This is a genomic window from Clostridium collagenovorans DSM 3089, from assembly GCF_900130005.1.
GTDB lineage: Bacteria > Bacillota > Clostridia > Clostridiales > Clostridiaceae > Clostridium_D > Clostridium_D collagenovorans.
In genome coordinates this window covers 610,745-634,346 of the sequence record NZ_FQXP01000003.1, presented here as the reverse complement: position 1 = coordinate 634,346, position 23,602 = coordinate 610,745, and the positions used below count along the sequence as shown (strand labels likewise).

Sequence of the window (23,602 nt, the reverse complement as noted above, 5' to 3'; positions counted from 1 at the left end):
TTTATATCATATTAACTTTAATAATTTCTTAGTAACTTCTTCTTAATTATTTTAACATACTAAATGTAAAATTTCTTTATTTTATTGACAAAATCCTATGAAATTGATATTATAATATTATAATTGATAATAATTTTCATTACGAGGTGATATTGGTGACCATTTGCGATTTAAAAATAGGCGATTTTGCTTATATAGATACTATTATAGGAAATAAAAATTTAGCCAAAAGACTTTTAGCTTTAGGATGTATAGAAGGCACTGAAGTAGAAGTTAAAGGCTGTGCTCCCTTTGGAGATCCTTTAATATTAAATATTAGAGGTTTTAATTTAGCTCTTAGGAAAAAAGATGCTAAAAATATAAATATAACAAAAGTTAAGGAGAAAAATCATGAAGATTGCTGCGTTAATAGGTAATCCTAATGTTGGTAAAACTACACTTTTTAATTCACTTACTGGATCTAAGCAACATGTTGGAAACTGGGCTGGGGTTACTGTAGATAAAAAAGAAGGTTACTTTACAAAGGATATTAAAATTGTGGACTTGCCTGGAATTTATGCCATGGATACTTATTCTAATGAGGAAAAGGTCTCTAAGGAATTCCTAGCTAATGAAGAGGTTTCTGTTATTTTAAATATTGTGGATGCATCTAATTTGGAAAGAAACCTCTACCTTACAACTCAACTTAAGGAATTTAATAAACCAATAGTTTTAATTTTAAATATGATTGATGTTGCTAAGGAAAAAGGAATAGAAATAGATTACGATAATTTAGCTTATGAACTTGGGGTAACCGTAGTTCCAATTACTGCCTCTAAGAAAGATGGATTAGAAGAACTAAAATCTTTACTAAAGAGAGATTACAATTACCCTAAACCGAAAATAAAATTTTTTACAGATGAGAAAGATACCTACTCTTATATTGAAGGTGTATTAGAAAAATCAATTTCTAGAGTAAAACCTATAAAGAAAGAATCTATTAGTGATAAATTAGATAAAATTGTACTAAATAAGTTTATTTCTATACCCTTATTTTTATTGATATTATTTTTAATTTTTAAATTTACTTTTTCATGGGTAGGACAACCTTTATCTGATTTACTTGGTTCTTTAGTAGATGAAAAACTTGTACCATTTTTACATGAGGATTTAAGTAGTACCAGTCCTTGGTTCTCTTCTCTTCTTGTTGATGGTATTGTTGCTGGTGTAGGTGCTGTTATTGTATTCGTTCCTATTATTATGGCGTTGTTCTTAGGTATATCTTTCTTAGAAGATAGTGGATATATGGCAAGAACCGCTTTAATTACAGATAGAATAATGAGAAAAATGGGTCTTTCAGGTAAAGCCTTTATTCCTTTAATAGTTGGTTTCGGATGTTCTGTTCCTGCTATTATGTCAGCTAGAACTCTAGAAAGCGAAAAGGATAGAAAACTTACTGCATTATTAGTTCCTTTAATGTCTTGTAATGCTAGATTACCAGTTTACGCCTTATTTGCTTCTGCATTCTTCCCTGGCAAAGAAACAACTGTAGTTTTCTCTTTATATCTATTAGGAATTATCCTTGCATTTATTATGGGGATATTATTTAAGAAAACCATATTCAAAAAGGATGAAGAACCATTTTTAATAGAGCTTCCAGAGTATAAGTTACCTTCTCTGAAAAATTTAGCTCTTCATACTTGGGAAAAAGGAAAAGGATTCATAAAGAAAGCTGGTACTGTAATATTTGCTCTTTCAGTTATTATGTGGTTCCTTTCTAACTTTAACTTTACTGGAATGGTTGATATGAATGACAGTTTTCTATCTTACATTGGTAAGTTTATTAATCCTATTTTTGTTCCACTTGGATTTGGAACATGGCAGAACTCAGTTTCTATACTTTCTGGATTAATGGCTAAGGAGGTTGTTATAGGAACTATGGGGGTTATATATGGAGCTAATCTTGAACAAGCTCTTTTACAACACTTTACTACCCTTAGTGCTATAAGTTTCTTAGTGTTTACTTTATTGTATACTCCATGTGTATCCGTAATAAGTACTATGAAAAAGGAATTTGGAAATAAGATGGCTACTTTTTCTGTAGTATATCAATTTACTTTAGCATGGATTATATCCTTTGCTATATATCAAATAGGATCTTTAATATTCTAATTTGATATAACATTTAAGGAAGTGATAATATGTTTGAATTTATAGTTTTAGGCTTAATATTAATTTTGGTTGCTTTAATAATATACAAGAGTATTAAAAGAACAAAGAGTGGCGGATGTAGTTGTGGTGGAAACTGTTCTACTAGCTGTCATGGATGTGATTTTATTAATAGCAAGTCTATTAAAGATAAAGATGAAACTCCAAATAAACAAAATAAATAGATAAGTAATTAGGACTGTATAATAAGGAAGTGTAAATTCATTATTATACAGTCCTTTATTATCTTAGAAGCTTAATAATTTTATAACTATATATATTTTGCATTAAATAAACTTCACTCATATTTTATAGGATGAAAAATTTTCCATGTGATAAATCACGATGATGTAGATTTAATTACAAATTATATAAAATAAATTCAGCTTTAAAAAATTCTTGGATGTTCAAGAAATCTTTAAAGCTGAATTTACGTTTTAGTATGTATCTTTAATTATAAAATCTATATTAGCAGAATCTGTATTACCTTTAAGAATACTGTCAATGGCTTTAGCCGCAGCTTTCTTTGTTATATTCTTAAGATCTGATTTTAAATTAAGATTATTTTTCTCACTTAAAACTTGAATGTATTTAAGTTGATTAGGTGTTATTTTTGGCTCTTTTTTTATTTTAGGATCAGTTTCAATAGTATATAATAATTTAAATAGTATTGGTAAGTTTAAAACATCTTCATAATTATGAAGCATTATAACGTCTCTTATATCTTCATTATTATTATATAAATATTGTTTATATAATTGAGCACTTAAACCACCATCAATTTGATCCTTTCTTTCTATTCCTAAATACTTTTCTACAGTTTTTAAATTACATCTTTCCATACCAAATTGAGTATAATAAGGTTTTATTAATCTGTATAAGTCAATATGCTGCTCTGGTATTTTACCTTCTATGCAATACTTTTGTTGTTTCTTAATTACATAAGGCTCATCAAAAGCTATTCCATTATATGTACACCAAGTATTGAATTCTTTTAAGTCCTCTAAGAATTCTTTTACTATCTCTTCCTCATCTTCGATATACTCAGCATAATACTGCTTAGTAACAAAGGTTTTTTCATCAATATAATAACCTAAAGATATTAACATTATTATATCACTTGTCTTATTAAAGCCTGTTGTTTCTATATCAAAGAAAGCTATTTCTTTCATATTGTATCTATCAAAGACTTCCTTTGGTAGTAACAATTCATTTTTATACTCTCTACTATACATAACTTTCCTCCAAACTAATAGGTCACTAACTTTAATTATACAATAATTTATGAAATTTTAATATAACTTTTTTATATTTCTTTATAAAGACATGAAGCTATAATAATTATTATGTATAATCGAATATATTGTGGCTTAAGTAACTAATTTAGGTATAAAAGTTATAATCCCTTATTATAAGGATAAGAGATTATAACTTTTTTAACTACATTTTTTCTACTACTTCTAATCCTAGTAGGTATAATGCATTTTTTATTACTTGGCAAGTTGCCTCAACCATCTTAAGTCTTGCATTCTTTTGTGCAGAATCCTCTGTTGCAGCAATACTGTGATTGTTATAAAATTTATTAAAGGCTTTTGCTACATCTAATACATATCTTGAAATCATGCATGGCTCTGATTTATCTAAAGCAGCTAAAGCAGCATCATTGAAGTTTGAAAGAAGTTTTATAAGCTCAAATTCTTCTTTAGAATTTAATTTACTGTAATCTACTTCTCCTTCAATTGCTCCAAACTTTCTTAGTATACTCTTACCACGTGCATAAGTGTATTGAACATATGGAGCTGTTTCTCCTTCAAAGCTTAACATCTCTTTCCAATCAAAGACAATGTCTCTTTCTCTATGGTTCTTAAGATAAGTGAACACTATAGCTCCTATACCTATTTTCTTAGCTACATCTTCTTTATTTTCAAGTGTTGGATTCTTTTCGTTTATTATATCTAGGGTTTTAGATACAGATTCATTTAAAACGTCTTCTAAGAATACAACATCTCCTTTTCTTGTTGATAACTTCTTATCAGCAAATTTAACTATACCAAATGGTACGTGTATGCAGTTATCAGCCCAATCATAACCCATTAACTTTAAAGTAGTAAATACTTGTTTAAAGTGTAATGCTTGATCCTTTCCTACTATATATAAACTCTTTTTAAAGTCATAAGTGTCTTTTCTGTACTTAGCTGCTGCTAAATCACGTGTAGCATATATAGTAGCTCCATCAGCTTTTTCAACTATGCATGGTGGCATGTTATATTCATCTAACATTACTACCTTAGCACCGTTACTATCTACTAATATTCCTTTTTCATCTACTTCTGCTATTATTGCATCCGTTTTATCATTATAGAAGCTTTCACCAGCATATGAGTCAAACTTAACATCTAACATGTCATATACCTTTTGGAAGTCACTAAGTCCACAATCTTTGAACTTATTCCAGAACATAACTTCTTCTTCTCTTCCCTCTTCAAGATTTTTAAAGTATTCTCTACCTTCATCTTCTAATTCAGGATTTTTTTCTGCTTCGTCATGGAACTTAACATAAATTCTAAGCATTTCCTTTATAGGTTCCTTTTCAAGTGCTTCTTCATCTCCCCATCTTTTAAATGCTGATATAAGTTTTCCAAATTGTGTTCCCCAATCCCCTAAGTGATTTATGGCAACTGGCTTATATCCTTGAGATATATAAGTTTTATATAATGAATTTCCTAAAACAGTTGTAAAAAGATGTCCAACATGAAAAGGTTTAGCTATATTAGGAGATGAATAATCCATAGTTATTACTTCACCTTGCCCAACTGATGAACTACCATAGTTATCTCCTTCTTCTAAAACCTTCTCAATTACATTTTTACAAAGAACTGATTTATCTACAAAGAAGTTAACATATGGTCCTGATACTGTAATGCTTTCAAATCCCTCTTTATCTAACTTTTCTACTAACTCAGAAGCTATCATTTGAGGAGCTTTTCTTAAAACCTTAGAAAGTTGAAAACATGGAAATGCAAAGTCTCCCATCTCTGGTTGAGGTGGTATTTCTATTAACTTTTCAATTTGTGATGCATCCATATCTATATGCTTTTGTATATTTTGTGCAATTAAAGATTTATAATTCATTCTTCTTCATTCCTTTCATTTAGTGAATAGTTTTATAAAAATTTATTTAAGAAACTTAATTTTTGACTAAAATAAAAAATCCGTCTCTATACTGTTACATATAGAGACGGATATATCCGCGGTACCACTCTAATTGATAAGTAAAATTTCGATTTTACCTATCCTCTCAAATATTTTAACGCATTTATTGCGGCATATGTTACTACGAGTTTTACCTCTTTTCACATAGCTTCTCATAGGCTCTATTTTCTTCTTAAATTAATGTAAAACTCCCACCCTCTTTTACTCGCTAAAATTAATTTTTAAGAATACTTTTCCTAATCATAGAATTTTAAGACCTTATATTATTATCTTATATATTATATTTAAAATCATATTTTTTGTCAAGAAGAACTTCTCTCGCTTAAGATTCTGTACTTTTCCGTGAAAGATATTTACCTTTCCAGAATTCTAGCATAAACTTCTTCAATTGTTTTTTCTCCGTTGTTAGTTATAAACTCCCATGCCCTTTTGTCCTCTTCTGATAAAATTTCATTAACCTTATTTATGGTATCTCCAAAGACCTTTCTAATAGAGCCCATAAATCCATTATCCTTTGGCAAAGACTTTCCATTTTTCTTTTCTTTCAGCTTTATATCATATTTTTTTGCCTTGTCTAATAAATTCAAATGATTATTTATAATGAATCTGGCGTTATCTAAAAGATATTCTATTTTTTCTCTTTTCAAATGATAACTTCTTATATTCATTGCTGATAATTCATCTACAGCATTTTGTATATCGCTCATATTAAAAAACAAATATGAATTTATTATATTTTCCATTTTTAAAATATCATTGCCTTCTATTATTTGAGTTAATCTAGTAATAAGATCTCTTTCCTTTAAAGCTAAAGCCTCCTTAGTTCTTAAGTCAGTATTCCTTAGTTCCTCTAATGCCTTAACAACTTCTTCCTCACTATATAAGCTTTTGCAATCAAATTTAGTATTAAGATATAAGAAATCAGCTTTTTCTATTATTGTTTTTAATTTTTGATTTAATAGGTCTATATACTTAATTTTTAATATAGTTTTTAAATCCAATCTTTTTATATTATCAAGGGCCTGTAAAATCTCCTCTTCACTGTCGCTATTTATATTCTTTAGCACTTCTTCTATTTTAGATTTATCCTCTCTTGCAAGAGAGGCCATTTCTCTTGTAGGAAACTCTATATCCTCAACTGTTCTTTTAATTAAGTCTAGTTCCTTTAATCTTTCTTCAATTTTAAAATAATAAGGGTTTTGTGTTCCAATACCTAACTTTTGCATATACGTAGTCAAAAGCTCTTTGCCCTGTATAGTGCTTTCCTCTGTACTTAAATCTAATTTATTGAACTTATCTTTTAAAAGAGATAGCTTAAAATCACCTAAGCCAAATACCCCATAATAATCAGCTAATTTATCTAACTCATTATACTCATCACCCAAATTATATATAATAAACTTATAATATCTTAATTCATAAGGGTTACCTTTTATAATCTTAATTATATTTTCTTGTACCTTCTCTTGTGGAATTACTCCTATAGTTAAATTATTAAATAATGCTTCTACGGAGTTTATAATATCTTCGCCTATGTATTTATCGTATATGTTTAATCCATTATCTTCAAAGCAGTCAATCAAAGCCTTATGTATGTTATAACAATTATTATATACTGATGTTTTTAAAACCTCTAAAGTTTCATTATCATTTAATAGTTTACTCTTTTCTATAAAGTTACCTATACCGCTAAAGGTTTTACCTTTGAACTTGTAACTAATATGAGTGAGACTAGATGCCATAGTCATATTATTTTCCTTAGTTACATCAATTACTGATCCATCTATAGGAAAACCTTTTTCCTTCCATTGTAACCTTACATTTTTACATCTTTCATTATAGTCTAATAAGTTTTTTTCAGGAATTATTATGGAAAGATATCTATTGTTTATTTTGTGAAAGTCCTCATCATATGAGTAATATTTCCCATAGTAGTTTGAAAAAAATCTTTTTCTATCTATATCTAATATATTATTATCTACCAGAATTGATAATGCCTTGTCTATTCCTTCAATAATTAATTTAAACCCATCATTTAACCCATTCTTACTTAAAACATCTATATTATAGTATGATTCTCTAAAGATATCAGTAAATTTCTCACTTTGCATATAAGAAAATTCATCAAAATCTTTTCTTAAGGAATTATACCTATCTTTTTTTTCATCTATTTCTATAGACTCATTAAAAATGGTAAATTTTAACGTCATAGACTCACCTCCGCATAAATTATAAAGGGATTAAATTTATGTACTAATATTAATTATAATCTTATTTCATACTAAGATTTTACCACACTATATACTATAAAAATTTAAGTATAAGTAAACTTTTATGTATTTTTAATAAACTTTCAATTAATTTAAAAAAAGATAAAAGGAATGATGGAAGACACTCCTTTTATCTTTATAGTAAAAAAATATTCTACTTTTTATTGATCATTTTAAAATCGTACTCTTTTTCATCTTTATTATTAAACTTTCCTATTATAACATAACTAAGAACCATTAGCGTTACTCCAACTATAAGAGCTATAAGTTCATTTTTACTTATAATATAAGTTCCTATTAAACCTAAAAACAGCATAAGACCAGGTATAACATAAGCCCAAACAAGCATTTTCGAGAAATGTTTGTTACTTAATTCAACTGTTACCTCGTCACCTACTTTAGCATCCTGTGTATTTTCAATTTCTAATATAAGTGTATCCTTAGGACACCCTCCTCCACAACTTCCACAATTGCCTCCACAGCCACTTTTTTTAATAAAAGCTACCATGGCTTGATTACCTTTTATAGCTTTTACTCTGCCACTTTCCTTCATAGAATAGCCTCCTTAACACTCCAAAGTAACCATTGATTACTTTAAAATTAAGTAATTACTCTTATAATTAATAAAAGATCTAGAAACTCTAGACCTTTTATTATAATTTTACACTTTTTAAAAATAATAAACAAGAATTCCTTTTAAATTTATTACAAAGGTTTATTTATTACTACTTTGTGTATTTTCTTCATTATCAATTTTCTTAGCTTCTAAATTTTTCTTAACAACCACTCTATTATTTTGAATAGAATGTTTAGGACATTTATTAGCACATATTCCACAGTTAACACACTTACTATAATCTATTACTGGTAAGTTATTAACCATCTCTATAGCATCTTTAGGACAAGATTTAACACAAAGAGAACATGAAACACATCCTACAGAACATGCATCCATTACTTCTTTTCCCTTAGCCTTAGAATTACATTGAACTAATACTAAAGCTTTTTTAGGTACTATATCAATTAGTCCTTTTGGACATGCACCAACACAAGCACCACAAGCAACACATTTCTCTTTATTTACAACTGCAACTCCATCCTTTATTTCTAAAGCACCAAAGTTGCAAACTTTTATACATGAACCTAATCCTAAACATCCATAAGTACAAGATTTTGCTCCAGTACCTGGTACAACCATAGCCTGGTTACAATCTTTTATACCTTCATAATCGTACTTTTCCTTAGCAACTTCACAAGTACCTTTACATCTAACATAAGCGACTTTAGCTTCACCAGCTTCTACTTTAAGACCCATAATCTCACCTATCTTAGATGAAGAAGCGTCTCCACCTGGGGTACATAAATTAGGTTTTGCTAAACCTTGAACAACAGCCTCTGCATATGCATCACATCCAGCATATCCACATCCACCACAGTTAGCACCTGGAAGTGCTTCTCTAACCTGTGGTATTCTTTCATCTACTTCTACCTTAAATTTATCGTTAGCATATCCTAGTATTAAACCTAAAAGCAAACCTAAGCCTGCAAAGACTAACACTGGATAAAGTATACTAGTAAATTCCATTTAATTACCTCCTAATTTAACCAACAAGTCCAGTAAAGCCAAGGAATGCTATTGACATTATTCCTGCTGTAACAAGTGATATTGGAAGACCTTTAAAAGCTTCTGGCATTCCAGTGTTTTCTTCCATTCTTTCTCTAAGTCCTGCTAAGATAACTATTGCTAAAGTATATCCTAAAGCTGCACCTAAAGCATTAACTATTGCTTGGATAAATGTATATCCCATATCAGCATTTATATTAACCATACCTAAAACAGCACAGTTTGTAGTTATAAGTGGTAAGAAAATTCCTAGTGATCTATATAAACCAGGGTTAGTTTTCTTTATTACAATTTCAACAAATTGAACTAATGCTGCAATTACAAGTACAAATGCTAAAATTGATAAATACTCCATGTGTAAATTTATTAATATATATTTGTTAAGAACAAAAGTAATTACAGAAGCTAAAAGCATAACGAAGGTAACCGCCATACCCATACCCTTTGCAGTTTCTGTTTTTTTAGAAACTCCTAAAAAAGAACAAATACCTAAAAACTTTGATAATACAAAGTTATTAACAAGTAAGGCACTTATAAATATAGTAAATAATTGCTCCACTTCATTTCACCCCTCTATTATTTATTAGCTTTTTTGCTTTTAGAAATTTTGTATTGGTTAATACCTGCAAGTATTAATCCAAGAGTTATAAATCCGCCTGGTGCCATTGTCATAATTATAGCTGGCTCATAGAAGCTAGGCATAATTTGGAACCCTAAGATTGTTCCTGCACCTAATAATTCTCTAAAAGAAGCTAATACACTTAATGCAAAAGTAAATCCTAATCCCATACCAATCGCATCAAATATAGAGTTAATAACATTATTTTTAGAAGCATAAGCTTCAGCTCTTCCTAGAATTATACAGTTAACAACTATAAGTGGAATAAATAATCCAAGAGATTTATATAGTTCTGGTAAATATCCTTGTAATAAGAACTTAATTAAAGTAACAAAACTTGCTATTACAACTATATATGCTGGTATTCTGATTTTATCTGGAATAACTTTTCTAAGTAAAGATATTACAGCATTAGATCCTATTAAAACAGCTGTTGTTGCAAGTCCCATACCAATGGCATTATTAACACTGCTAGTTACTCCTAGGACTGGACACATAGCAAGTACTTGAACAAAGACTGGGTTTTCTAAAATAATACCAACCTTTAATCTTTCACCTAAATTACTCACTTTATTGTCCTCCTTTCAATTCATTATTGTAAATATCAATTGCTTTATTTACAGCATCTATAACTGCTGTAGATGTTATAGTAACACCTGAAATTGATTGTATTTCACTATCACTTGATGGTGATCCACTAACTAAAGTTAATGGAGCTGTAGCTAATTTTTCTTTATATCTATCAGTAAATTCAGGTTCTTCACACTTTGCACCTAATCCTGGTGTTTCTGAGTGCTCTAATACTTTTATTCCTGAAATTTTTCCTTCTAAAGATACAGCAACTACAAGCTTTAATTCTCCACCGTATCCCTTTGCTGAACTTTCAATAACATAGCCAACTTCATTGCCATCACTTAATCCCTTATCTACAGCACCTACTCCAGCATAATTAGATACATCTAAAGCAAGAGTTTCAAATTTATCCGCCTCTGGTAGTATAGCCTTCATAGCTTCAGTTTTAGCTGCATTACTTTGAGCTGCTATTGTGTCCTTTGTAAGCTCATAGGTACAAGATAAAAGCAATGATGCAACTGTAGCTATAATAAGTAATATTCCGCCTAACTTAAAATTCTCTTTCACCTACTTCGCCTCCCCAAATACACGATTTTTTGTATATTTATCAATCATAGGAACTAATAAGTTCATTATTAAGATTGAGTAAGAAACACCCTCTGCATATCCACCAAATAGACGAATAACAGCAGTTATAACACCACATCCGATTCCAAATATCACTTGTCCCTTTTTAGTCATTGGAGAAGTAGTATAATCCGTCGCCATGAAGAATGCACCTAGCATTAATCCTCCTGCACATAATTCATAAACAACTTGTTCCACATTAAAAGCTGATCTTCCAAATAAGAAAGTAATAACAGCTACTGTAGCTATATACGTAACTGGAATATGCCATGAAATTATTCTTCTATATAATAAATAAGCTGCACCAATTAATAATGCTAAAACTGAAACCTCACCAATACATCCACCTACATTACCTAAGAATACATCCATTAATGACGGTAAATCAGCTGATACACCTGACTTTAACATTCCAAGTGGAGTTGCTGTACTCATTCCATCTAAAACCCATCCAGTCATATGCTCTGGATATGCTGCAAGAAGAAATGCTCTAGCTGCTAAAGCTGGGTTTACTATGTTTTGTCCAACTCCACCAAATATACATTTAACTATAATTATAGCAAAAGCACTTCCTACTGCTGCAACCCAAACTGGAGTTGTAACTGGAAGGTTAAATGCTAATAATATTCCTGTTACTGCCGCACTTAAATCCATAATAGAAGTTTGTCTTTTAGTTATCTTAGTAAATAAAAATTCTGCTAATACTGATGAGCCTATACATGTAAGCAGTAGCCAAAAAGCTCTGATTCCAAATATATAAAGTGCTACACCAGCTGCTGGTACAAGTGCAATTAAAACATCTCTCATAATTGTATTCGTTGATTCTTTAGAATTTATATGAGGAGATGATGAAACTTTTAAAAATCTATTCATTTCTGCATTTCACCCCTACTACTTTTTTCTTTTATTATTCATAACTGTTCTCTTACCCTGTCGACAAGTTTGTGTTAACTTTCTTCTTGCTGGACATACAAAAGAACAACATCCACATTCAATACAGCTTAATCCATTGTTTTCTTCAAAGCCTTCATAATCTCCTCTTATTACTTGAGAGTTTAATTTTGTAGGATTTAAATACATTGGACATGCATCTAAACATCTTCCACATCTAATACAATTAGATTCTGAGTAAGACTTTCCTTCATTTTTTCCTAAGATTAATATTCCTGAAGTACCCTTTATAACTGGTACACTTAAATCAAATAGTGTAGTTCCCATCATAGGTCCACCAGAGATAACCTTTTCTGCTTCACCCTTTATGCCACCACATTCTTCAATTAACTCCATAACTGAAGTACCGAACTTAACCTTTAAGTTTTTAGGATTATTTATTCCTTCACCTGTAACAGTTACTATTCTTTCAGTTAAAACCTCTCCATCAACAACAGCACGTTTTATAGCGTATACAGTTCCTATGTTCTGAACAATACACCCTGCATCTGCTGGTAACTTTCCTGTTTCAACTTCTCTTTTAGTTACTGCATAAATTAATTGTTTTTCAGCACCTTGAGGATACTTAGTTTTTAATGGTGCAACCTCTACTCCATTTACACCCTTAAGTGCATCTTTTAATGTTTTAATTGCTTGTGGCTTGTTATTTTCTATTCCAACTACAATTTTAACACCTTTAAACATACTGCTTAATATTTTAAGTCCTTCAACTATCTCATCTGTACTTTCTAACATAAGTCTATAATCGCAAGTTAAGTATGGTTCACATTCAGCTGCATTAATTATTATATAATCAATTTTCTTATCCTCTGGAGGAGTAAGTTTTATATGAGTCGGGAAACATGCTCCCCCTAAACCTACAATACCGCATTCCTTAATGATTTCAACTAACTCAGCCTTAGTTAATTTTGTGTAGTCTTTAACCGGTTGATTGTCTACGCTTTCATATAAACCATCATTTTCAATAATAACACTCAAAACATTAGTACCATTTGAATGAGGCATTGCTACCACATTTTTAACCGTACCCGATACACTCGAATGTATAGGACTGCATACAAAAGAAGTAGTTTGTCCAATCTTTTGACCTACAAGTACTCTATCTCCCTTCTTTACAATCGGCTCACATGGTGCACCAATATGTTGTGACATTGGAAATACTAGATCCCCCTTGGGCATATATACTTCTACTTCTTTATTTTCAGTAAAGTGTTTGCCGTGAGGTGGATGAATTCCCCTTTTAAAAGTTAACAATTCCATATTAATCCTCCATTCTATTAAATCACTTTAAAGTAAATATAAACTTTTTTAAAATTTCTATAAACTTCTAAGATAATTATTAATGAATTTATATATATCATTATAACTTACTAAGCCCAATAGTTCAATGTTCATCGAATATTGTCAAAATATAAACAATTTGAATTTTACAGAATTGCCTTCATTATTTTTAATATAATATTAACTTATAGTGTGATTACCCACTATCTAAAGTATTTCTATAGGTACAAAGATTTACTTCACCTATATTTCAAGTGATTATTGCTAGGAATAAAATGAAATTATAAATTTTTCGAATTGCAAAATTGCAGTATTCTAACAATTGTTCATAATATTTTAACATTTTTATTTCCATTTAGTTAATTATTATACAAAGTATTTTAAAATGTATAAAGCCATCATAAATACTATATGATGGCTTTATAAATCCTATAAACTTTTTTTAATCATTTTCATGTTTTTGAACATATGCATCAAAGACTTTTTTGAATTCTGCTCCTGCACCTATAGAAGAATATTTTCTTTTGCCGTTTTTTTCATCAATTCTATAGGCAAAAGCGTCATCAGAGTTCATTTGTGATAAGATAACATATTCTTTGCTATCTATATTTAGTCTATCCACAAGTTCTAGTTCTACTTGTTCACCTTTTCCATTTTCAACAACCATAAATGCTTCACTCATAACAAATACCTCACAATCATAAATTTTATAAATCTATATTGTGCAAATTTCAAGAAAATATTCTTATTTTTCTAAAATTTATTAAATTTTTTATGATTTATATACCACTTCTCCATTTATGATTGTATATTTAACCTTAGATAAAGCATCAAAGATATCTCCACTCCAAATTACAATATCAGCATCTTTTCCAACTTCAATACTTCCTACTCTATTATTAATATTAAGAATTTCCGCAGCATTTAGAGTTATACTTCTCAAGGCTTCTTCTTTACTAAGACCTTCTTTAACTGCTAAAATAGCCATAAGTTGTAAGTATTCTATTGGGACAACGGGGCTATCTGTAGTTATAGCTATTTTTATCCCTGCTTCACTTAAGATTTTTGCTGTTTCAAAACTTTTATTAGCTAATTCTAACTTTGTTTTATGTGTAAAACTAGGTCCTACAATAGCATTTAAACCCTCTTCTTTAATTTCTTCTGCTATTAATGCTCCATCAGTACAATGATCTAAGGTTATACTTAAGTTAAACTCCTTAGCTATTCTTATGGCTGTAAAGATATCATCTGCTCTATGTGCATGTATTTTCATAGGAATTTCACCCTTTAATACAGGTATTAAAGCTTCATGTTTCATATTAAAAGCAGGTTTTTTTGATATATCATCACCTGCCAACTCTTTTTTGCTTAAGTATTCTTTTGCTTTAAATAATGCTTCTCTCATTAAAGCTGCGGATCCCATTCTAGTCAATGGTGATCTTCCTTTACCCCCATGGGAACGTTTAGGATTTTCTCCTAAGGCAGCTTTCATAGCTACGGGTGCCTTTATTATCATATTATCTATTCTCTTACCATAGGTTTTAAAAGCAACAAACTGTCCGCCTATTACATTAGCACTTCCTGGTCCTGCTGCAACTGTAGTTACACCTGATTTTCTAGCTTCTTCTATTGAACTTGAAAATGGGTTAATTGAGTCTATTGCACTAACTTCTGGTGTTATAACTTCACTTGATTCATTATAATCATTATTCTCTAAAGAAGATGTATCCCCATATAAACCTAAGTGACAATGAGCTTCTATTAAGCCTGGAGTAACTAATTTTCCATTACAGTCAATAACATCTATCTCTGAATTATATAGTAAGTTTATTTTTTCTCCTACTTCTTTGATTTTGCCATTATCAATAAGTATATATCCATCATCAATGATTCCATTGCTAATTGTATTAATCTTAGCATTCTTTATTAAAATCATACTTTACCTCCCCCACTTAAAATTAAGCTTAAATACATATTATTACCAAAAAAATTATTAGTCAATAAGAAAAAGGCCCTCTTATTATGAACTTTATACAATGTGCTTACCTCCCTTATAAAGAGGGAATGATAACATTATAAGATAATTCTTAATAAGTGAGCCTTTTAAACTTTTAATTATGAATAAGTAACATTAATTCTTATTACCAAGAACCTTTAACATCTCTTGTGCAAAGGCGTTAAATTGAGGGTTGTTTTGAATTTCTAAAAACCTCTCATATTGTTTAATTACTCCCTGCACCTCTTTGTCATCATATACTGGATAGTACATTCTGTTATTATCTTTGTATTCAACTCTATACACAAATGCTTCTTCTTTGTCATCCTTTGGAGATAATAAGGCATATTCTTTGTTCTTCCAAGGAACTATATAAACTAATTCCATTTCTATTAAGTTTCCCTTATCATCTTTGAATTGCATTAAATTAGAATTTTCCATCAAATCCTCCATGTGTAATATTACATAATACATTATATACTTTATATTACACTTTTATGAAGGAATATAATATTTTTTTATTTTAAAGTAAGGTAACTTTAAATATAATCTTCTTTATTTTCTTTTATTAGCTCATAAGTATTTTCTAAAGTCTCAAAGTGAGTATTTAAAATATTATCTAATAAAATTTCCATTTCAACTCTATCATCATTATAAGGTAATGTTATATGCCATGTAGGATTAAAATAATCATCTGCATCCTCTATAGTACTAACAGTATCCTTTAAATTCTCATCTTCATAATAGTCATATATTGCTTCAAATTCCCATTCTTCAACATCTCTATCTGTAGTTAAAAGCATGTGCACAATATATTTATCATTTTCTTTTACCATATAAAGAGAATGTACTAAGTTACCTTTATCCAAAGCAAAGCTTGTAACTTCCCTTAAAAAATTATTTGTTTTATCTTCTTTTTCTATAAGAACGATTAATTCGTTTTCCATATAATACTCCTCTTCTTTTCTTGATTTGTTTTAAATAAATATTTAGAAATTAACTTCTATTAATTTTATCTTATTATAATTCCTTTAAAACTCAATCCTCTATTATATAGATGATTATATCTTTAACACTTATCTTTGTCTACTCTCATGGACCTATTAATATAAACTTATTATGAAAAGCTATCTTAGGAAAGTTATAAATATCATGATAATCATTATAGTATTTATATACTTATATCCCCTTAAAACCAGTGCCATAATTCCTAAAATAGCAAGAAAAATATTAATTACACTTAATCTACTTTCTAAAAAAAGAATACACGTAAAAATTAAAGCAAAAATAATTATTATCTTTGTTATAAAATTGACTTTTTCCTCTTTAAAATCTTCCCACATTTTCTTCATAATATTCGCCCCATATTATCTTTGAATTTATGTATATTAAAGCTAACTTATTAATGCATTAATAAGTTCAACTAATTTATATTATATATTATTTGTATATTTTTACCAATTTAATTAATTCTCTATTTTTTTACATCTTAGTATTTTAAAGAATAGCTTTTTATAAAAAACTATGTATTAAGACATTTTATTTTGTAGATATGTGTTTTATGTATTATTTTTGAACTCTACGAATTATAAGAAAATAAAAATTATTTTAATATACTTCAATGTTTAAAATCAAACTTTATAAACAAAAACCACAGTGGCTATATTTTTTATAAACACTGTGGTTAATTATTTTATGAATTTACCCAAAACAATGCAAAGTTTAAAACCAAGGCAAAGATCAGCCATAATACATATGGTATAACTAAGAATCCTGATACTTTATCCACTTTAAAAAACTCTATAGTCATTAAAATTACAATAACTAACAGCAATAATAATTCTATTGCAGCTATAGCAACCAATCTTAACTTAAAGAATATTAGTGGCCATATAAGATTTAATGCAAGCTGGATAAAATATAATATTAAAGGATATTTTGATGCATCTCCATTTTTATACGCTACTAGTATCCTATATGAAGCTACTGCCATAAGTACATATAAAATAGGCCATACTATCTTAAAAACTATGGCAGGTGGTACAAATTTAGGCTGAGTTATTGTATTAGAGTATATGGACATATCTCCTGTAAACTTATATGATAAATAAGCTCCACCTAATGTAATAATCATCATTAGTAAAAAATAAAATATGTTATTTTTATTTTTTGACTCCATATTTTTCACCTCCTTCTATATATTTAAAATTTATGTTTAAATTTCACAATTAATTCTTGTTTTATATTTTATTCTTTTGATTTTATTGGTTTTCTATATTAAATATTTTCCTTACTATAACCTTTGAATAAAAATATATTTAAGTATAAATTTATATATACTTTGCAATATTAAAGCGACATCATGGTAATTTGTTGCATATTAAATTTTTTATCCTATAAAATATGAATGACGTTTAGTTAATGCAATTTATATTTATTTTTTCTATAAAAAAGAGCTAGTAGAAATCTCTACTAGCAAAAATGTTATTCCTATAAATTATTCTACCAGCCCCAGCCACCGAAGCCCCAGAAGAATATTATTATAATTATAAGGAAGAACCACATATATTCATCATTATAAGATCCGTTGTTTCCATTACTTCCACAACAGTTGTTTCCACAATTAGTAGCCATAAAATAACCTCCTTTTAAATCAAACGATTTAAAAACATAACATAAAGATAAGTCTAATATCAAAATATAAATTATATCTTGATAATATCAGTATATTAGAAAATGCCTTATTGTGTTAAAACTTTATAATATTTTTTGTCAATATATGATAATTACTTATTAAACCTAAGTATTCATCATGTTTTCCCTATATTTATACTTATATTTTTATACTTACATCCAATGCATAATTCATAGTTAATACTATTGTATTAAGAAAGTTATCATAATTTTAAAACTTCTTATGGTGGGTTAGTTTTAAATTTTATCAATTTTATTTTTTAATAATATACTTGTATTTAATTACTATTTTTACATTAATACTGAATTATAAATTATTTATATATATTTTGTCAATTAATATCACCTATAATATATAAAATCATATATTAATTATTAAGAATATTAAAGTATTACTCCTATATGCAAATTACAAAACAGGAGGTATTTTATGAATACTAGTAGTATGGGCAAAAATTATAAAAAATTAATTGTAGGGATAGACACTAAGATTCCCTTAAAAAACGGTAAAGAAGTTACCGCTATTAATTTTGATAACGCTGCTACAACTCCTCCTTTTGTGTCTGTGTTAAATTCTATCAATAAGTTTGCATCATTATATTCCTCATCTCATAGGGGAATGGGATACAAATCACAATTTTCCACTTATCTTTATGAAGATGGTAGGAAGGTTGTCTTAGAGTTCTTAAATGCAAAAGAAGGAAGTACAGTTATTTACGGCAACAACACTACAGACGCGATAAATAAACTTTGCAATAATCTTTATGCCTACAACTCTAAATATAATCCTAAGAGAAATATAATTCTTAGCACTTTTATGGAACATCACTCTGATGATCTACCTTGGAGAGATAAATTCGAGGTAAAATATGTTAAAGTCGATGATAACTACAGACTTTCTTTGGAGGACTTAAAAGAAAAGCTTATAGAATATAATGATAGGGTCGCCTTGGTAGCTGTAACTGGTGCATCTAATGTAACTGGTTATACCAATCCTATTCATTATATAGCTTCACTTGCACATGAATATAATACTAAAATTCTTGTTGATGGAGCTCAATTAGTTCCTCATTGCAGCTTTTCAATGCAAGGCTCAAGCCCTATGGAGGATATTGATTTTGTAGTTTTTTCAGCTCATAAGATGTACGCACCTTTTGGCACAGGTGTTTTAGTAGGTCCTAAGGACTTCTTTAATTCTGTTGCTCCTGATTACAAGGGTGGTGGTACTATAGACTTTGTTAGTCACAAATATGTAAAATGGGCAGAAGCTCCTGAAAGAGACGAAGCAGGCTCCCCTAATATAATGGGTGTTGTAGCTTTATCCACTTCAATAAAAACCTTAGAGCGATTGGGAATGGATAAAATTTCTCAATGGGAAGAGATATTAACAAATTACACTCTAACAAGGATAAAAAACATCCCTGATATAGAGATTTATATAGATCCTAATGACACTAAAAATCATATATCTATTATTCCTTTTAATATAAAAGGAATGTCTCATAGTATGACCTCAAAAATTTTATCCTATGAATTTGGAATTTCAACTAGAGATGGCTGTTTCTGTGCACATCCATATGTAACAAAAATCCTTGATTTATCTCCAGAGGAAGTTCTTTATGAAATAGAGCATAATGGCGGAGAAAAACCAGGAATGGTTAGATTGAGCTTTGGTTTATACAATAGCTTAGAAGAAATAGACGCCTTAGTTATTGCACTAAATACTATTGTAAGACACAAGGATTATTATTTGCGTCTATATAAAAATGATGATTTCTCTTTTTTCCCTATTTAGAATAAAGAAAAAGTAGTAACATTACTACTTTTTCTTTATTTCTTCATATTCTACATCAATAACCTTGGTATTATCCTCAAAGAAATTTTCAATTATATTGCTTTCTTCTATTTTCATTTCTTCTCTAGAGAAATCATTAGTATCAAATTTATGTTGTGTAAATTTATTTTTTAAGTATTTATATCCTTTATGTAAATAATAAATTGCTACTCCGGCAATTGCAGCTATAATTAAAAATTTAAATACGAATATGCCTAGATACATTAATACTAGTATAACTGCAACTGTCAATATACTATTTAGTATTCCCTTTTCTTTAAATAAACCAGTAAAAAAATTCATCTTTCCACATCCTCGTTAGAAATAAATTATTATTTAGAACATAATTATATCATAAAGCTAAAAGAACTGTTATTACAATTATATTAACTTTGTAACAGTTAATTTATAAATATGCACCATCTACAGTAATAACTTGCCCTGTTATATAGCTAGCTGAATCACTGCATAAAAATACAACAGTTTTTCCAATTTCATGAGCTTCTCCAAATCTCATCAAAGGAATTTCTTCTTCCAATTGAGTTTTTTCCTCCTCACTAAATTGCGCATTCATTTCTGTATTTATAACTCCTGGGGCTATAGCATTAACTCTTATACCATTTGGTGCTAATTCCTTAGCTAAAGCCTTTGTAAAGGAGTTAATTGCTCCCTTTGATGCAGAATATATAACTTCACAGGAAGCACCTACATTACCCCAAATGGAAGAAATATTAACTATAGTTCCTTTTCCTTTAGAAAGCATTTCCTTTACCACTATATTACTTGTATTAAACACAGACTTCAAATTAGTATTCATTAGTTCATCCCACTGACCTTCAGTAGAATCTATAAATAAGCCTATCTTACTTATTCCTGCATTATTTATTAATATATCAATTTTCCCATACTTCTCGATTATATGATTTATATTATTGTTTGTCTCCTCAAAACTTGAGACATCCCATTTCATCATTGCCCCCATAGCACCATATTTATTTATTTCTTTCATTACTTCTTTGGCGGCTTCATCATTGTTTTTATAATTTATTATTACAAAGGCTCCTTCTTTAGCAAGTTCTAAAGCAATACCCTTACCTATTCCCCTAGAAGCTCCAGTTACCAAAGCTACTTTACCACTCAAAATCATAATTTTACCACTCTTTCTATTTAAAATTTATAATTAATATGTTCTTAAAAATTTTCACAACTGAAAATAGTTTTATTTTACTTATAAAATCAAGTTTTATAAATTATATATTTTGTTTCACATAATTTATTTTAACATAGAAGATTTACAATATTCACTCTATAACTTTAATTCTTTAATAAATAATCATAAATATAGACTTTTACTACTTTTACATAAGCTTATAAAGCAAATCTTAAGCAAATAAAATTATATCATAAAATATATTGAAAAATATGAATATAAATTAAAAATCTACCTATAATAATCATATGGATGGTTAATAGCTAAATAAGATGGGCCCGTCTTTTTAAATATATAGTTAATAACTACCAATATGAGATAACTCTTTAAAGTGTATTTATTATTTTCTTTTTAGGGTTATCTCTTCCCTAAATATTTATGACCTACAAAAAAATTTAATTAATTAGAAAATGAGGATTAATTATGTCATATATTATAACTGATTTTTGTATAGGCTGTGGAAACTGCGAAAGTGGATGTCCTACAAGCGCTATTACGCCAACAGATTCTCTTTATAGAATCGATCCTATACTTTGTATAGACTGTGCTGCATGTTCAAAAATTTGTCCAGTAGATGCCCCTAAAAAGGATCTTTAATTATAGTCATTCATAAATTATAATTTATATTTTTTAGAAATAATTATAATAAACCTTTATTTATTTACACAATTATGATACTATATATTTGATGTTTTTGGAGGAGGTGTTTTTGAATGGCTTACAAAATTCTTGATACATGTGTTAGTTGCGGAGCTTGTGCTACTGAATGTCCAGTTAGCTGTATAAGCGAAGGAGATTCACTATACGTTATAGATGCAGATGCTTGCATTTCTTGCGGAAACTGTGCAAACGTTTGTCCAGTTGGTGCTCCAGTAGAAGAGTAATTTTAACATAACAAAAAAAGTGCCAGCATTTAGCTGGCATTTTTTATTTGTATTTTTATTTATTAATAACCATATTAATTATCTTATTGTAAAGCACTTCGCAATCTTTATCAGTAACTAATGTTCCATCAACTCTTACCATAGGTTCGCATCCACATTTATCACATGCACCTATGCATTTATTTTTAGTTAGTTCTAATTCTGGATAGTTTTCTTTTAATCTATCGTATAATTTTTCTACCGCTTCATTATAATTACAAAAACTTATCTTCATACAAAAATCCTCTCTACTTTCTATAAAAGTTTTAACTCACTGCAATAAGAATTAACAATGTTAAAATCTCCATTATTTCATTATTAGCTCCAAGGGTATCCCCTGTCTGTCCACCGATTTTAGAGTTACAAAATAAATTAAATAAAAATGTTGCAATAAGTATACTTGGTATAATTATTATTACATCTGTAACTCCAACTATTGCTATAGTAAGTGCAGAGGCAATTACTAAAACAAGAAACATTGCTATAGCACTTATATTCCCTATAAATATGTTACCTGAACCTGTTTCCTTAGCATTTTTACCTATAAAAGCAATAAAAACCACTCCTAATCTAGATATTATAGGAGCTATAATTACAGCCTGTGGAACTCCTAAAGTTATAAGTGTAAAAATAGCTGAAAACTTTAATAACATATCAGCTACAGTAGCTATTGAAGAATATGTTCCCACTCTGCTATCCTTCATTATTTCTATTATTTTGTCCTTATCCCCTTTAAAGGAGAAAAATCCATCACAGGTATCTCCAAGTCCATCTACATGTAATCCTCCAGTAATAATAATAGGTACAAGCATCATAAGTGCTGCAGTTATCATTCCACCGAAGGGATGTATACTTAATTTATATACACCATATTGTATACCCCCTATAAATAATCCTATTATAGGGAAGAATATTGATCCTCTTCTAAAGTTTTCTTTGTCACACTTTAAATTGATTTTTATAGGTATTCTAGTAAAAAATTGAAAAAATAGTAATAAATTATTAAAAAAATCTTTCATGTTAAACTCCTACTTTAATTTTAATGGTATACCACAAGAAACTAAGTATACATCAGTACATAAACTTGCTATATATTGATTTATATAACCTGCCATATCTCTAAAAATTCTTCCTAGCTTATACTCTGGTACTAATCCATACCCAACCTCATTAGTAACCATTACAAGAAACTTATTAGAATTTTTACAAGCAGTTATTAACTTACTTATCTCATTTTTTATATTATTTAGTATTATATCAAATTCTTCTCTTTGTAAATTATCGTAATCTATTTCCCTATCAAACATTAAATTAGTTGTCATGACCGTAATACAATCTAACATAACACATCTACATGAACTCTTCTCAATAGCTAAATCTAAGTTCTTATATCCCTCAAAGGTATCCCATCTTTGATTTCTACTTTCTCTATGTCTAGCAACTCTTTCCTTCATTTCCTCATCAGTTATAATAGAGGTTGCTATATATAACACATCATCATAACTTTCTAACAAGCTCTCTGCATACTCACTTTTTCCACTTCTGCTTCCACCTGTAACTAACACTATTTTGTTCATATCTTTTCTCCTGCTAAAAATAT

At 28.8% G+C, this 23,602-nt stretch carries 28 protein-coding genes and 1 other annotated feature; of the genes, 6 read left to right on the top strand and 22 right to left on the bottom strand.

All coding sequences use genetic code 11. The features are described 5' to 3' along the window. Window positions 1-155 precede the first annotated feature (155 nt). The 3 genes from BUA48_RS03025 to BUA48_RS03015 are packed head-to-tail and all read left to right on the top strand — an operon-like array spanning window position 156 to window position 2,372. On the top strand, window positions 156-416 hold the full coding sequence (locus BUA48_RS03025) for a FeoA family protein (protein WP_072829935.1): 261 nt from the start codon (window positions 156-158) through the stop codon (window positions 414-416). After that, window positions 391-2,151, top strand: coding sequence for a ferrous iron transport protein B (gene feoB, locus BUA48_RS03020; RefSeq protein ID WP_072829933.1), 1,761 nt, complete (start codon window positions 391-393; stop codon window positions 2,149-2,151). Before BUA48_RS03025 ends, feoB begins: the two co-directional genes overlap by 26 nt. A 29-nt stretch (window positions 2,152-2,180) precedes the next feature. Then, window positions 2,181-2,372 (top strand): FeoB-associated Cys-rich membrane protein, encoded by a 192-nt coding sequence (locus BUA48_RS03015; RefSeq protein ID WP_072829931.1) that lies wholly within the window; start codon window positions 2,181-2,183, stop codon window positions 2,370-2,372. 252 nt (window positions 2,373-2,624) lie between these two features. On the opposite strand, the gene BUA48_RS03010 is transcribed toward BUA48_RS03015, so the two are convergent. From BUA48_RS03010 to BUA48_RS15880, 17 genes are all read right to left on the bottom strand, one after another. Further along, entirely contained in the window at window positions 2,625-3,422 is a 798-nt protein-coding gene (locus tag BUA48_RS03010) for a ribonuclease H-like domain-containing protein (RefSeq protein ID WP_072829929.1), read from the bottom strand. 205 nt (window positions 3,423-3,627) lie between these two features. After that, the gene (argS, locus tag BUA48_RS03005) at window positions 3,628-5,319 is read right to left on the bottom strand and encodes an arginine--tRNA ligase (protein WP_072829927.1); all 1,692 of its coding nucleotides are present in this window, start codon (window positions 5,317-5,319) and stop codon (window positions 3,628-3,630) included. Between the two features lie 99 nt (window positions 5,320-5,418). Beyond that, window positions 5,419-5,653: a binding site (T-box leader), on the bottom strand. Between the two features lie 100 nt (window positions 5,654-5,753). After that, window positions 5,754-7,610, bottom strand: a complete 1,857-nt coding sequence (locus tag BUA48_RS03000) for a hypothetical protein (protein ID WP_072829925.1) — start codon at window positions 7,608-7,610, stop codon at window positions 5,754-5,756. A 214-nt stretch (window positions 7,611-7,824) separates the two neighbouring features. Next, on the bottom strand, window positions 7,825-8,223 hold the full coding sequence (locus BUA48_RS02995; RefSeq protein WP_072829923.1) for a SoxR reducing system RseC family protein: 399 nt from the start codon (window positions 8,221-8,223) through the stop codon (window positions 7,825-7,827). Window positions 8,224-8,385: 162 nt separating this feature from the next. Then, complete coding sequence (rnfB, locus tag BUA48_RS02990; RefSeq protein WP_072829921.1) at window positions 8,386-9,255, bottom strand: RnfABCDGE type electron transport complex subunit B; 870 nt, start codon at window positions 9,253-9,255, stop codon at window positions 8,386-8,388. Window positions 9,256-9,271: 16 nt separating this feature from the next. Further along, complete coding sequence (gene rsxA / locus BUA48_RS02985; RefSeq protein ID WP_072829919.1) at window positions 9,272-9,853, bottom strand: electron transport complex subunit RsxA; 582 nt, start codon at window positions 9,851-9,853, stop codon at window positions 9,272-9,274. A 17-nt stretch (window positions 9,854-9,870) separates the two neighbouring features. After that, window positions 9,871-10,482: an RnfABCDGE type electron transport complex subunit E gene (locus BUA48_RS02980; RefSeq protein WP_072829917.1), complete on the bottom strand. Its 612-nt coding sequence runs from the start codon at window positions 10,480-10,482 to the stop codon at window positions 9,871-9,873. A gap of 1 nt (window position 10,483) precedes the next feature. Continuing rightward, the gene (locus BUA48_RS02975) at window positions 10,484-11,053 is read right to left on the bottom strand and encodes an RnfABCDGE type electron transport complex subunit G (protein ID WP_072829915.1); all 570 of its coding nucleotides are present in this window, start codon (window positions 11,051-11,053) and stop codon (window positions 10,484-10,486) included. After that, complete coding sequence (locus BUA48_RS02970) at window positions 11,054-11,986, bottom strand: RnfABCDGE type electron transport complex subunit D (protein WP_072829914.1); 933 nt, start codon at window positions 11,984-11,986, stop codon at window positions 11,054-11,056. It abuts the gene before it with no gap. 18 nt (window positions 11,987-12,004) lie between these two features. Then, the gene (rsxC, locus tag BUA48_RS02965) at window positions 12,005-13,324 is read right to left on the bottom strand and encodes an electron transport complex subunit RsxC (RefSeq protein WP_072829912.1); all 1,320 of its coding nucleotides are present in this window, start codon (window positions 13,322-13,324) and stop codon (window positions 12,005-12,007) included. A 463-nt stretch (window positions 13,325-13,787) separates the two neighbouring features. Beyond that, complete coding sequence (locus tag BUA48_RS02960) at window positions 13,788-14,027, bottom strand: DUF1292 domain-containing protein (RefSeq protein WP_072829910.1); 240 nt, start codon at window positions 14,025-14,027, stop codon at window positions 13,788-13,790. A gap of 90 nt (window positions 14,028-14,117) precedes the next feature. Beyond that, a complete protein-coding gene (locus tag BUA48_RS02955) occupies window positions 14,118-15,278 on the bottom strand; it encodes an amidohydrolase (RefSeq protein ID WP_479723197.1) in 1,161 nt (386 codons plus the stop codon). A 198-nt stretch (window positions 15,279-15,476) separates the two neighbouring features. Further along, window positions 15,477-15,782: a DUF1292 domain-containing protein gene (locus BUA48_RS02950; RefSeq protein WP_072829906.1), complete on the bottom strand. Its 306-nt coding sequence runs from the start codon at window positions 15,780-15,782 to the stop codon at window positions 15,477-15,479. A gap of 98 nt (window positions 15,783-15,880) precedes the next feature. After that, a complete protein-coding gene (locus BUA48_RS02945; protein ID WP_072829904.1) occupies window positions 15,881-16,288 on the bottom strand; it encodes a DUF6762 family protein in 408 nt (135 codons plus the stop codon). Window positions 16,289-16,468: 180 nt separating this feature from the next. Continuing rightward, a complete protein-coding gene (locus tag BUA48_RS02940; protein ID WP_072829902.1) occupies window positions 16,469-16,693 on the bottom strand; it encodes a hypothetical protein in 225 nt (74 codons plus the stop codon). A 341-nt stretch (window positions 16,694-17,034) separates the two neighbouring features. Next, window positions 17,035-17,520, bottom strand: a complete 486-nt coding sequence (locus tag BUA48_RS02935; protein ID WP_072829900.1) for a TspO/MBR family protein — start codon at window positions 17,518-17,520, stop codon at window positions 17,035-17,037. Between the two features lie 323 nt (window positions 17,521-17,843). Further along, window positions 17,844-17,975 carry a hypothetical protein gene (locus tag BUA48_RS15880; RefSeq protein WP_278336832.1) on the bottom strand — a complete coding sequence of 44 codons (132 nt, stop codon included), beginning with the start codon at window positions 17,973-17,975 and terminating at the stop codon, window positions 17,844-17,846. A gap of 490 nt (window positions 17,976-18,465) precedes the next feature. Here BUA48_RS15880 and BUA48_RS02930 point away from each other — a divergent pair, with 490 nt between their 5' ends. Further along, window positions 18,466-19,830 (top strand): aminotransferase class V-fold PLP-dependent enzyme, encoded by a 1,365-nt coding sequence (locus BUA48_RS02930; protein ID WP_072829898.1) that lies wholly within the window; start codon window positions 18,466-18,468, stop codon window positions 19,828-19,830. Window positions 19,831-19,854: 24 nt separating this feature from the next. On the opposite strand, the gene BUA48_RS02925 is transcribed toward BUA48_RS02930, so the two are convergent. Further along, window positions 19,855-20,172 (bottom strand): hypothetical protein, encoded by a 318-nt coding sequence (locus BUA48_RS02925; protein WP_072829896.1) that lies wholly within the window; start codon window positions 20,170-20,172, stop codon window positions 19,855-19,857. Window positions 20,173-20,275: 103 nt separating this feature from the next. Continuing rightward, window positions 20,276-21,016, bottom strand: coding sequence for an elongation factor P 5-aminopentanone reductase (ymfI, locus tag BUA48_RS02920; RefSeq protein ID WP_072829894.1), 741 nt, complete (start codon window positions 21,014-21,016; stop codon window positions 20,276-20,278). Between the two features lie 486 nt (window positions 21,017-21,502). On the opposite strand from ymfI, the gene BUA48_RS02915 reads away from it, so the two are divergent. Next, complete coding sequence (locus tag BUA48_RS02915) at window positions 21,503-21,676, top strand: DUF362 domain-containing protein (RefSeq protein WP_072829892.1); 174 nt, start codon at window positions 21,503-21,505, stop codon at window positions 21,674-21,676. Between the two features lie 116 nt (window positions 21,677-21,792). Then, a complete protein-coding gene (locus BUA48_RS02910; protein WP_072829890.1) occupies window positions 21,793-21,963 on the top strand; it encodes a DUF362 domain-containing protein in 171 nt (56 codons plus the stop codon). Between the two features lie 55 nt (window positions 21,964-22,018). Here BUA48_RS02910 and BUA48_RS02905 read toward each other — a convergent pair whose 3' ends face one another. Genes BUA48_RS02905 through cobU form a run of 3 tightly spaced genes read right to left on the bottom strand, consistent with a single transcriptional unit; the run spans window position 22,019 to window position 23,579 of the window. Further along, on the bottom strand, window positions 22,019-22,237 hold the full coding sequence (locus tag BUA48_RS02905) for a DUF1450 domain-containing protein (RefSeq protein ID WP_072829888.1): 219 nt from the start codon (window positions 22,235-22,237) through the stop codon (window positions 22,019-22,021). Window positions 22,238-22,268: 31 nt separating this feature from the next. Continuing rightward, on the bottom strand, window positions 22,269-23,021 hold the full coding sequence (cobS, locus tag BUA48_RS02900; RefSeq protein WP_072829886.1) for an adenosylcobinamide-GDP ribazoletransferase: 753 nt from the start codon (window positions 23,019-23,021) through the stop codon (window positions 22,269-22,271). 9 nt (window positions 23,022-23,030) lie between these two features. Next, on the bottom strand, window positions 23,031-23,579 hold the full coding sequence (gene cobU, locus BUA48_RS02895; RefSeq protein ID WP_072829884.1) for a bifunctional adenosylcobinamide kinase/adenosylcobinamide-phosphate guanylyltransferase: 549 nt from the start codon (window positions 23,577-23,579) through the stop codon (window positions 23,031-23,033). Between the last annotated feature and the right edge of the window lie 23 nt (window positions 23,580-23,602).

Excerpts from the sequence above, each read along its gene's own strand:
- feoB (WP_072829933.1), top strand. The coding sequence starts at position 391 with ATGAAGATTGCTGCGTTAATAGGTAATCCTAATGTTGGTAAAACTACA.
- BUA48_RS03015 (WP_072829931.1), top strand. The coding sequence starts at position 2,181 with ATGTTTGAATTTATAGTTTTAGGCTTAATATTAATTTTGGTTGCTTTA.
- BUA48_RS03010 (WP_072829929.1), bottom strand. The coding sequence starts at position 3,422 with ATGTATAGTAGAGAGTATAAAAATGAATTGTTACTACCAAAGGAAGTC.
- argS (WP_072829927.1), bottom strand. The coding sequence starts at position 5,319 with ATGAATTATAAATCTTTAATTGCACAAAATATACAAAAGCATATAGAT.
- BUA48_RS03000 (WP_072829925.1), bottom strand. The coding sequence starts at position 7,610 with ATGACGTTAAAATTTACCATTTTTAATGAGTCTATAGAAATAGATGAA.
- BUA48_RS02995 (WP_072829923.1), bottom strand. The coding sequence starts at position 8,223 with ATGAAGGAAAGTGGCAGAGTAAAAGCTATAAAAGGTAATCAAGCCATG.
- rnfB (WP_072829921.1), bottom strand. The coding sequence starts at position 9,255 with ATGGAATTTACTAGTATACTTTATCCAGTGTTAGTCTTTGCAGGCTTA.
- BUA48_RS02970 (WP_072829914.1), bottom strand. The coding sequence starts at position 11,986 with ATGAATAGATTTTTAAAAGTTTCATCATCTCCTCATATAAATTCTAAA.
- rsxC (WP_072829912.1), bottom strand. The coding sequence starts at position 13,324 with ATGGAATTGTTAACTTTTAAAAGGGGAATTCATCCACCTCACGGCAAA.
- BUA48_RS02960 (WP_072829910.1), bottom strand. The coding sequence starts at position 14,027 with ATGAGTGAAGCATTTATGGTTGTTGAAAATGGAAAAGGTGAACAAGTA.
- BUA48_RS02950 (WP_072829906.1), bottom strand. The coding sequence starts at position 15,782 with ATGGAAAATTCTAATTTAATGCAATTCAAAGATGATAAGGGAAACTTA.
- BUA48_RS02945 (WP_072829904.1), bottom strand. The coding sequence starts at position 16,288 with ATGGAAAACGAATTAATCGTTCTTATAGAAAAAGAAGATAAAACAAAT.
- BUA48_RS02940 (WP_072829902.1), bottom strand. The coding sequence starts at position 16,693 with ATGAAGAAAATGTGGGAAGATTTTAAAGAGGAAAAAGTCAATTTTATA.
- BUA48_RS02935 (WP_072829900.1), bottom strand. The coding sequence starts at position 17,520 with ATGGAGTCAAAAAATAAAAATAACATATTTTATTTTTTACTAATGATG.
- BUA48_RS15880 (WP_278336832.1), bottom strand. The coding sequence starts at position 17,975 with ATGGCTACTAATTGTGGAAACAACTGTTGTGGAAGTAATGGAAACAAC.
- BUA48_RS02930 (WP_072829898.1), top strand. The coding sequence starts at position 18,466 with ATGAATACTAGTAGTATGGGCAAAAATTATAAAAAATTAATTGTAGGG.
- BUA48_RS02925 (WP_072829896.1), bottom strand. The coding sequence starts at position 20,172 with ATGAATTTTTTTACTGGTTTATTTAAAGAAAAGGGAATACTAAATAGT.
- ymfI (WP_072829894.1), bottom strand. The coding sequence starts at position 21,016 with ATGATTTTGAGTGGTAAAGTAGCTTTGGTAACTGGAGCTTCTAGGGGA.
- BUA48_RS02915 (WP_072829892.1), top strand. The coding sequence starts at position 21,503 with ATGTCATATATTATAACTGATTTTTGTATAGGCTGTGGAAACTGCGAA.
- BUA48_RS02910 (WP_072829890.1), top strand. The coding sequence starts at position 21,793 with ATGGCTTACAAAATTCTTGATACATGTGTTAGTTGCGGAGCTTGTGCT.
- BUA48_RS02905 (WP_072829888.1), bottom strand. The coding sequence starts at position 22,237 with ATGAAGATAAGTTTTTGTAATTATAATGAAGCGGTAGAAAAATTATAC.
- cobS (WP_072829886.1), bottom strand. The coding sequence starts at position 23,021 with ATGAAAGATTTTTTTAATAATTTATTACTATTTTTTCAATTTTTTACT.
- cobU (WP_072829884.1), bottom strand. The coding sequence starts at position 23,579 with ATGAACAAAATAGTGTTAGTTACAGGTGGAAGCAGAAGTGGAAAAAGT.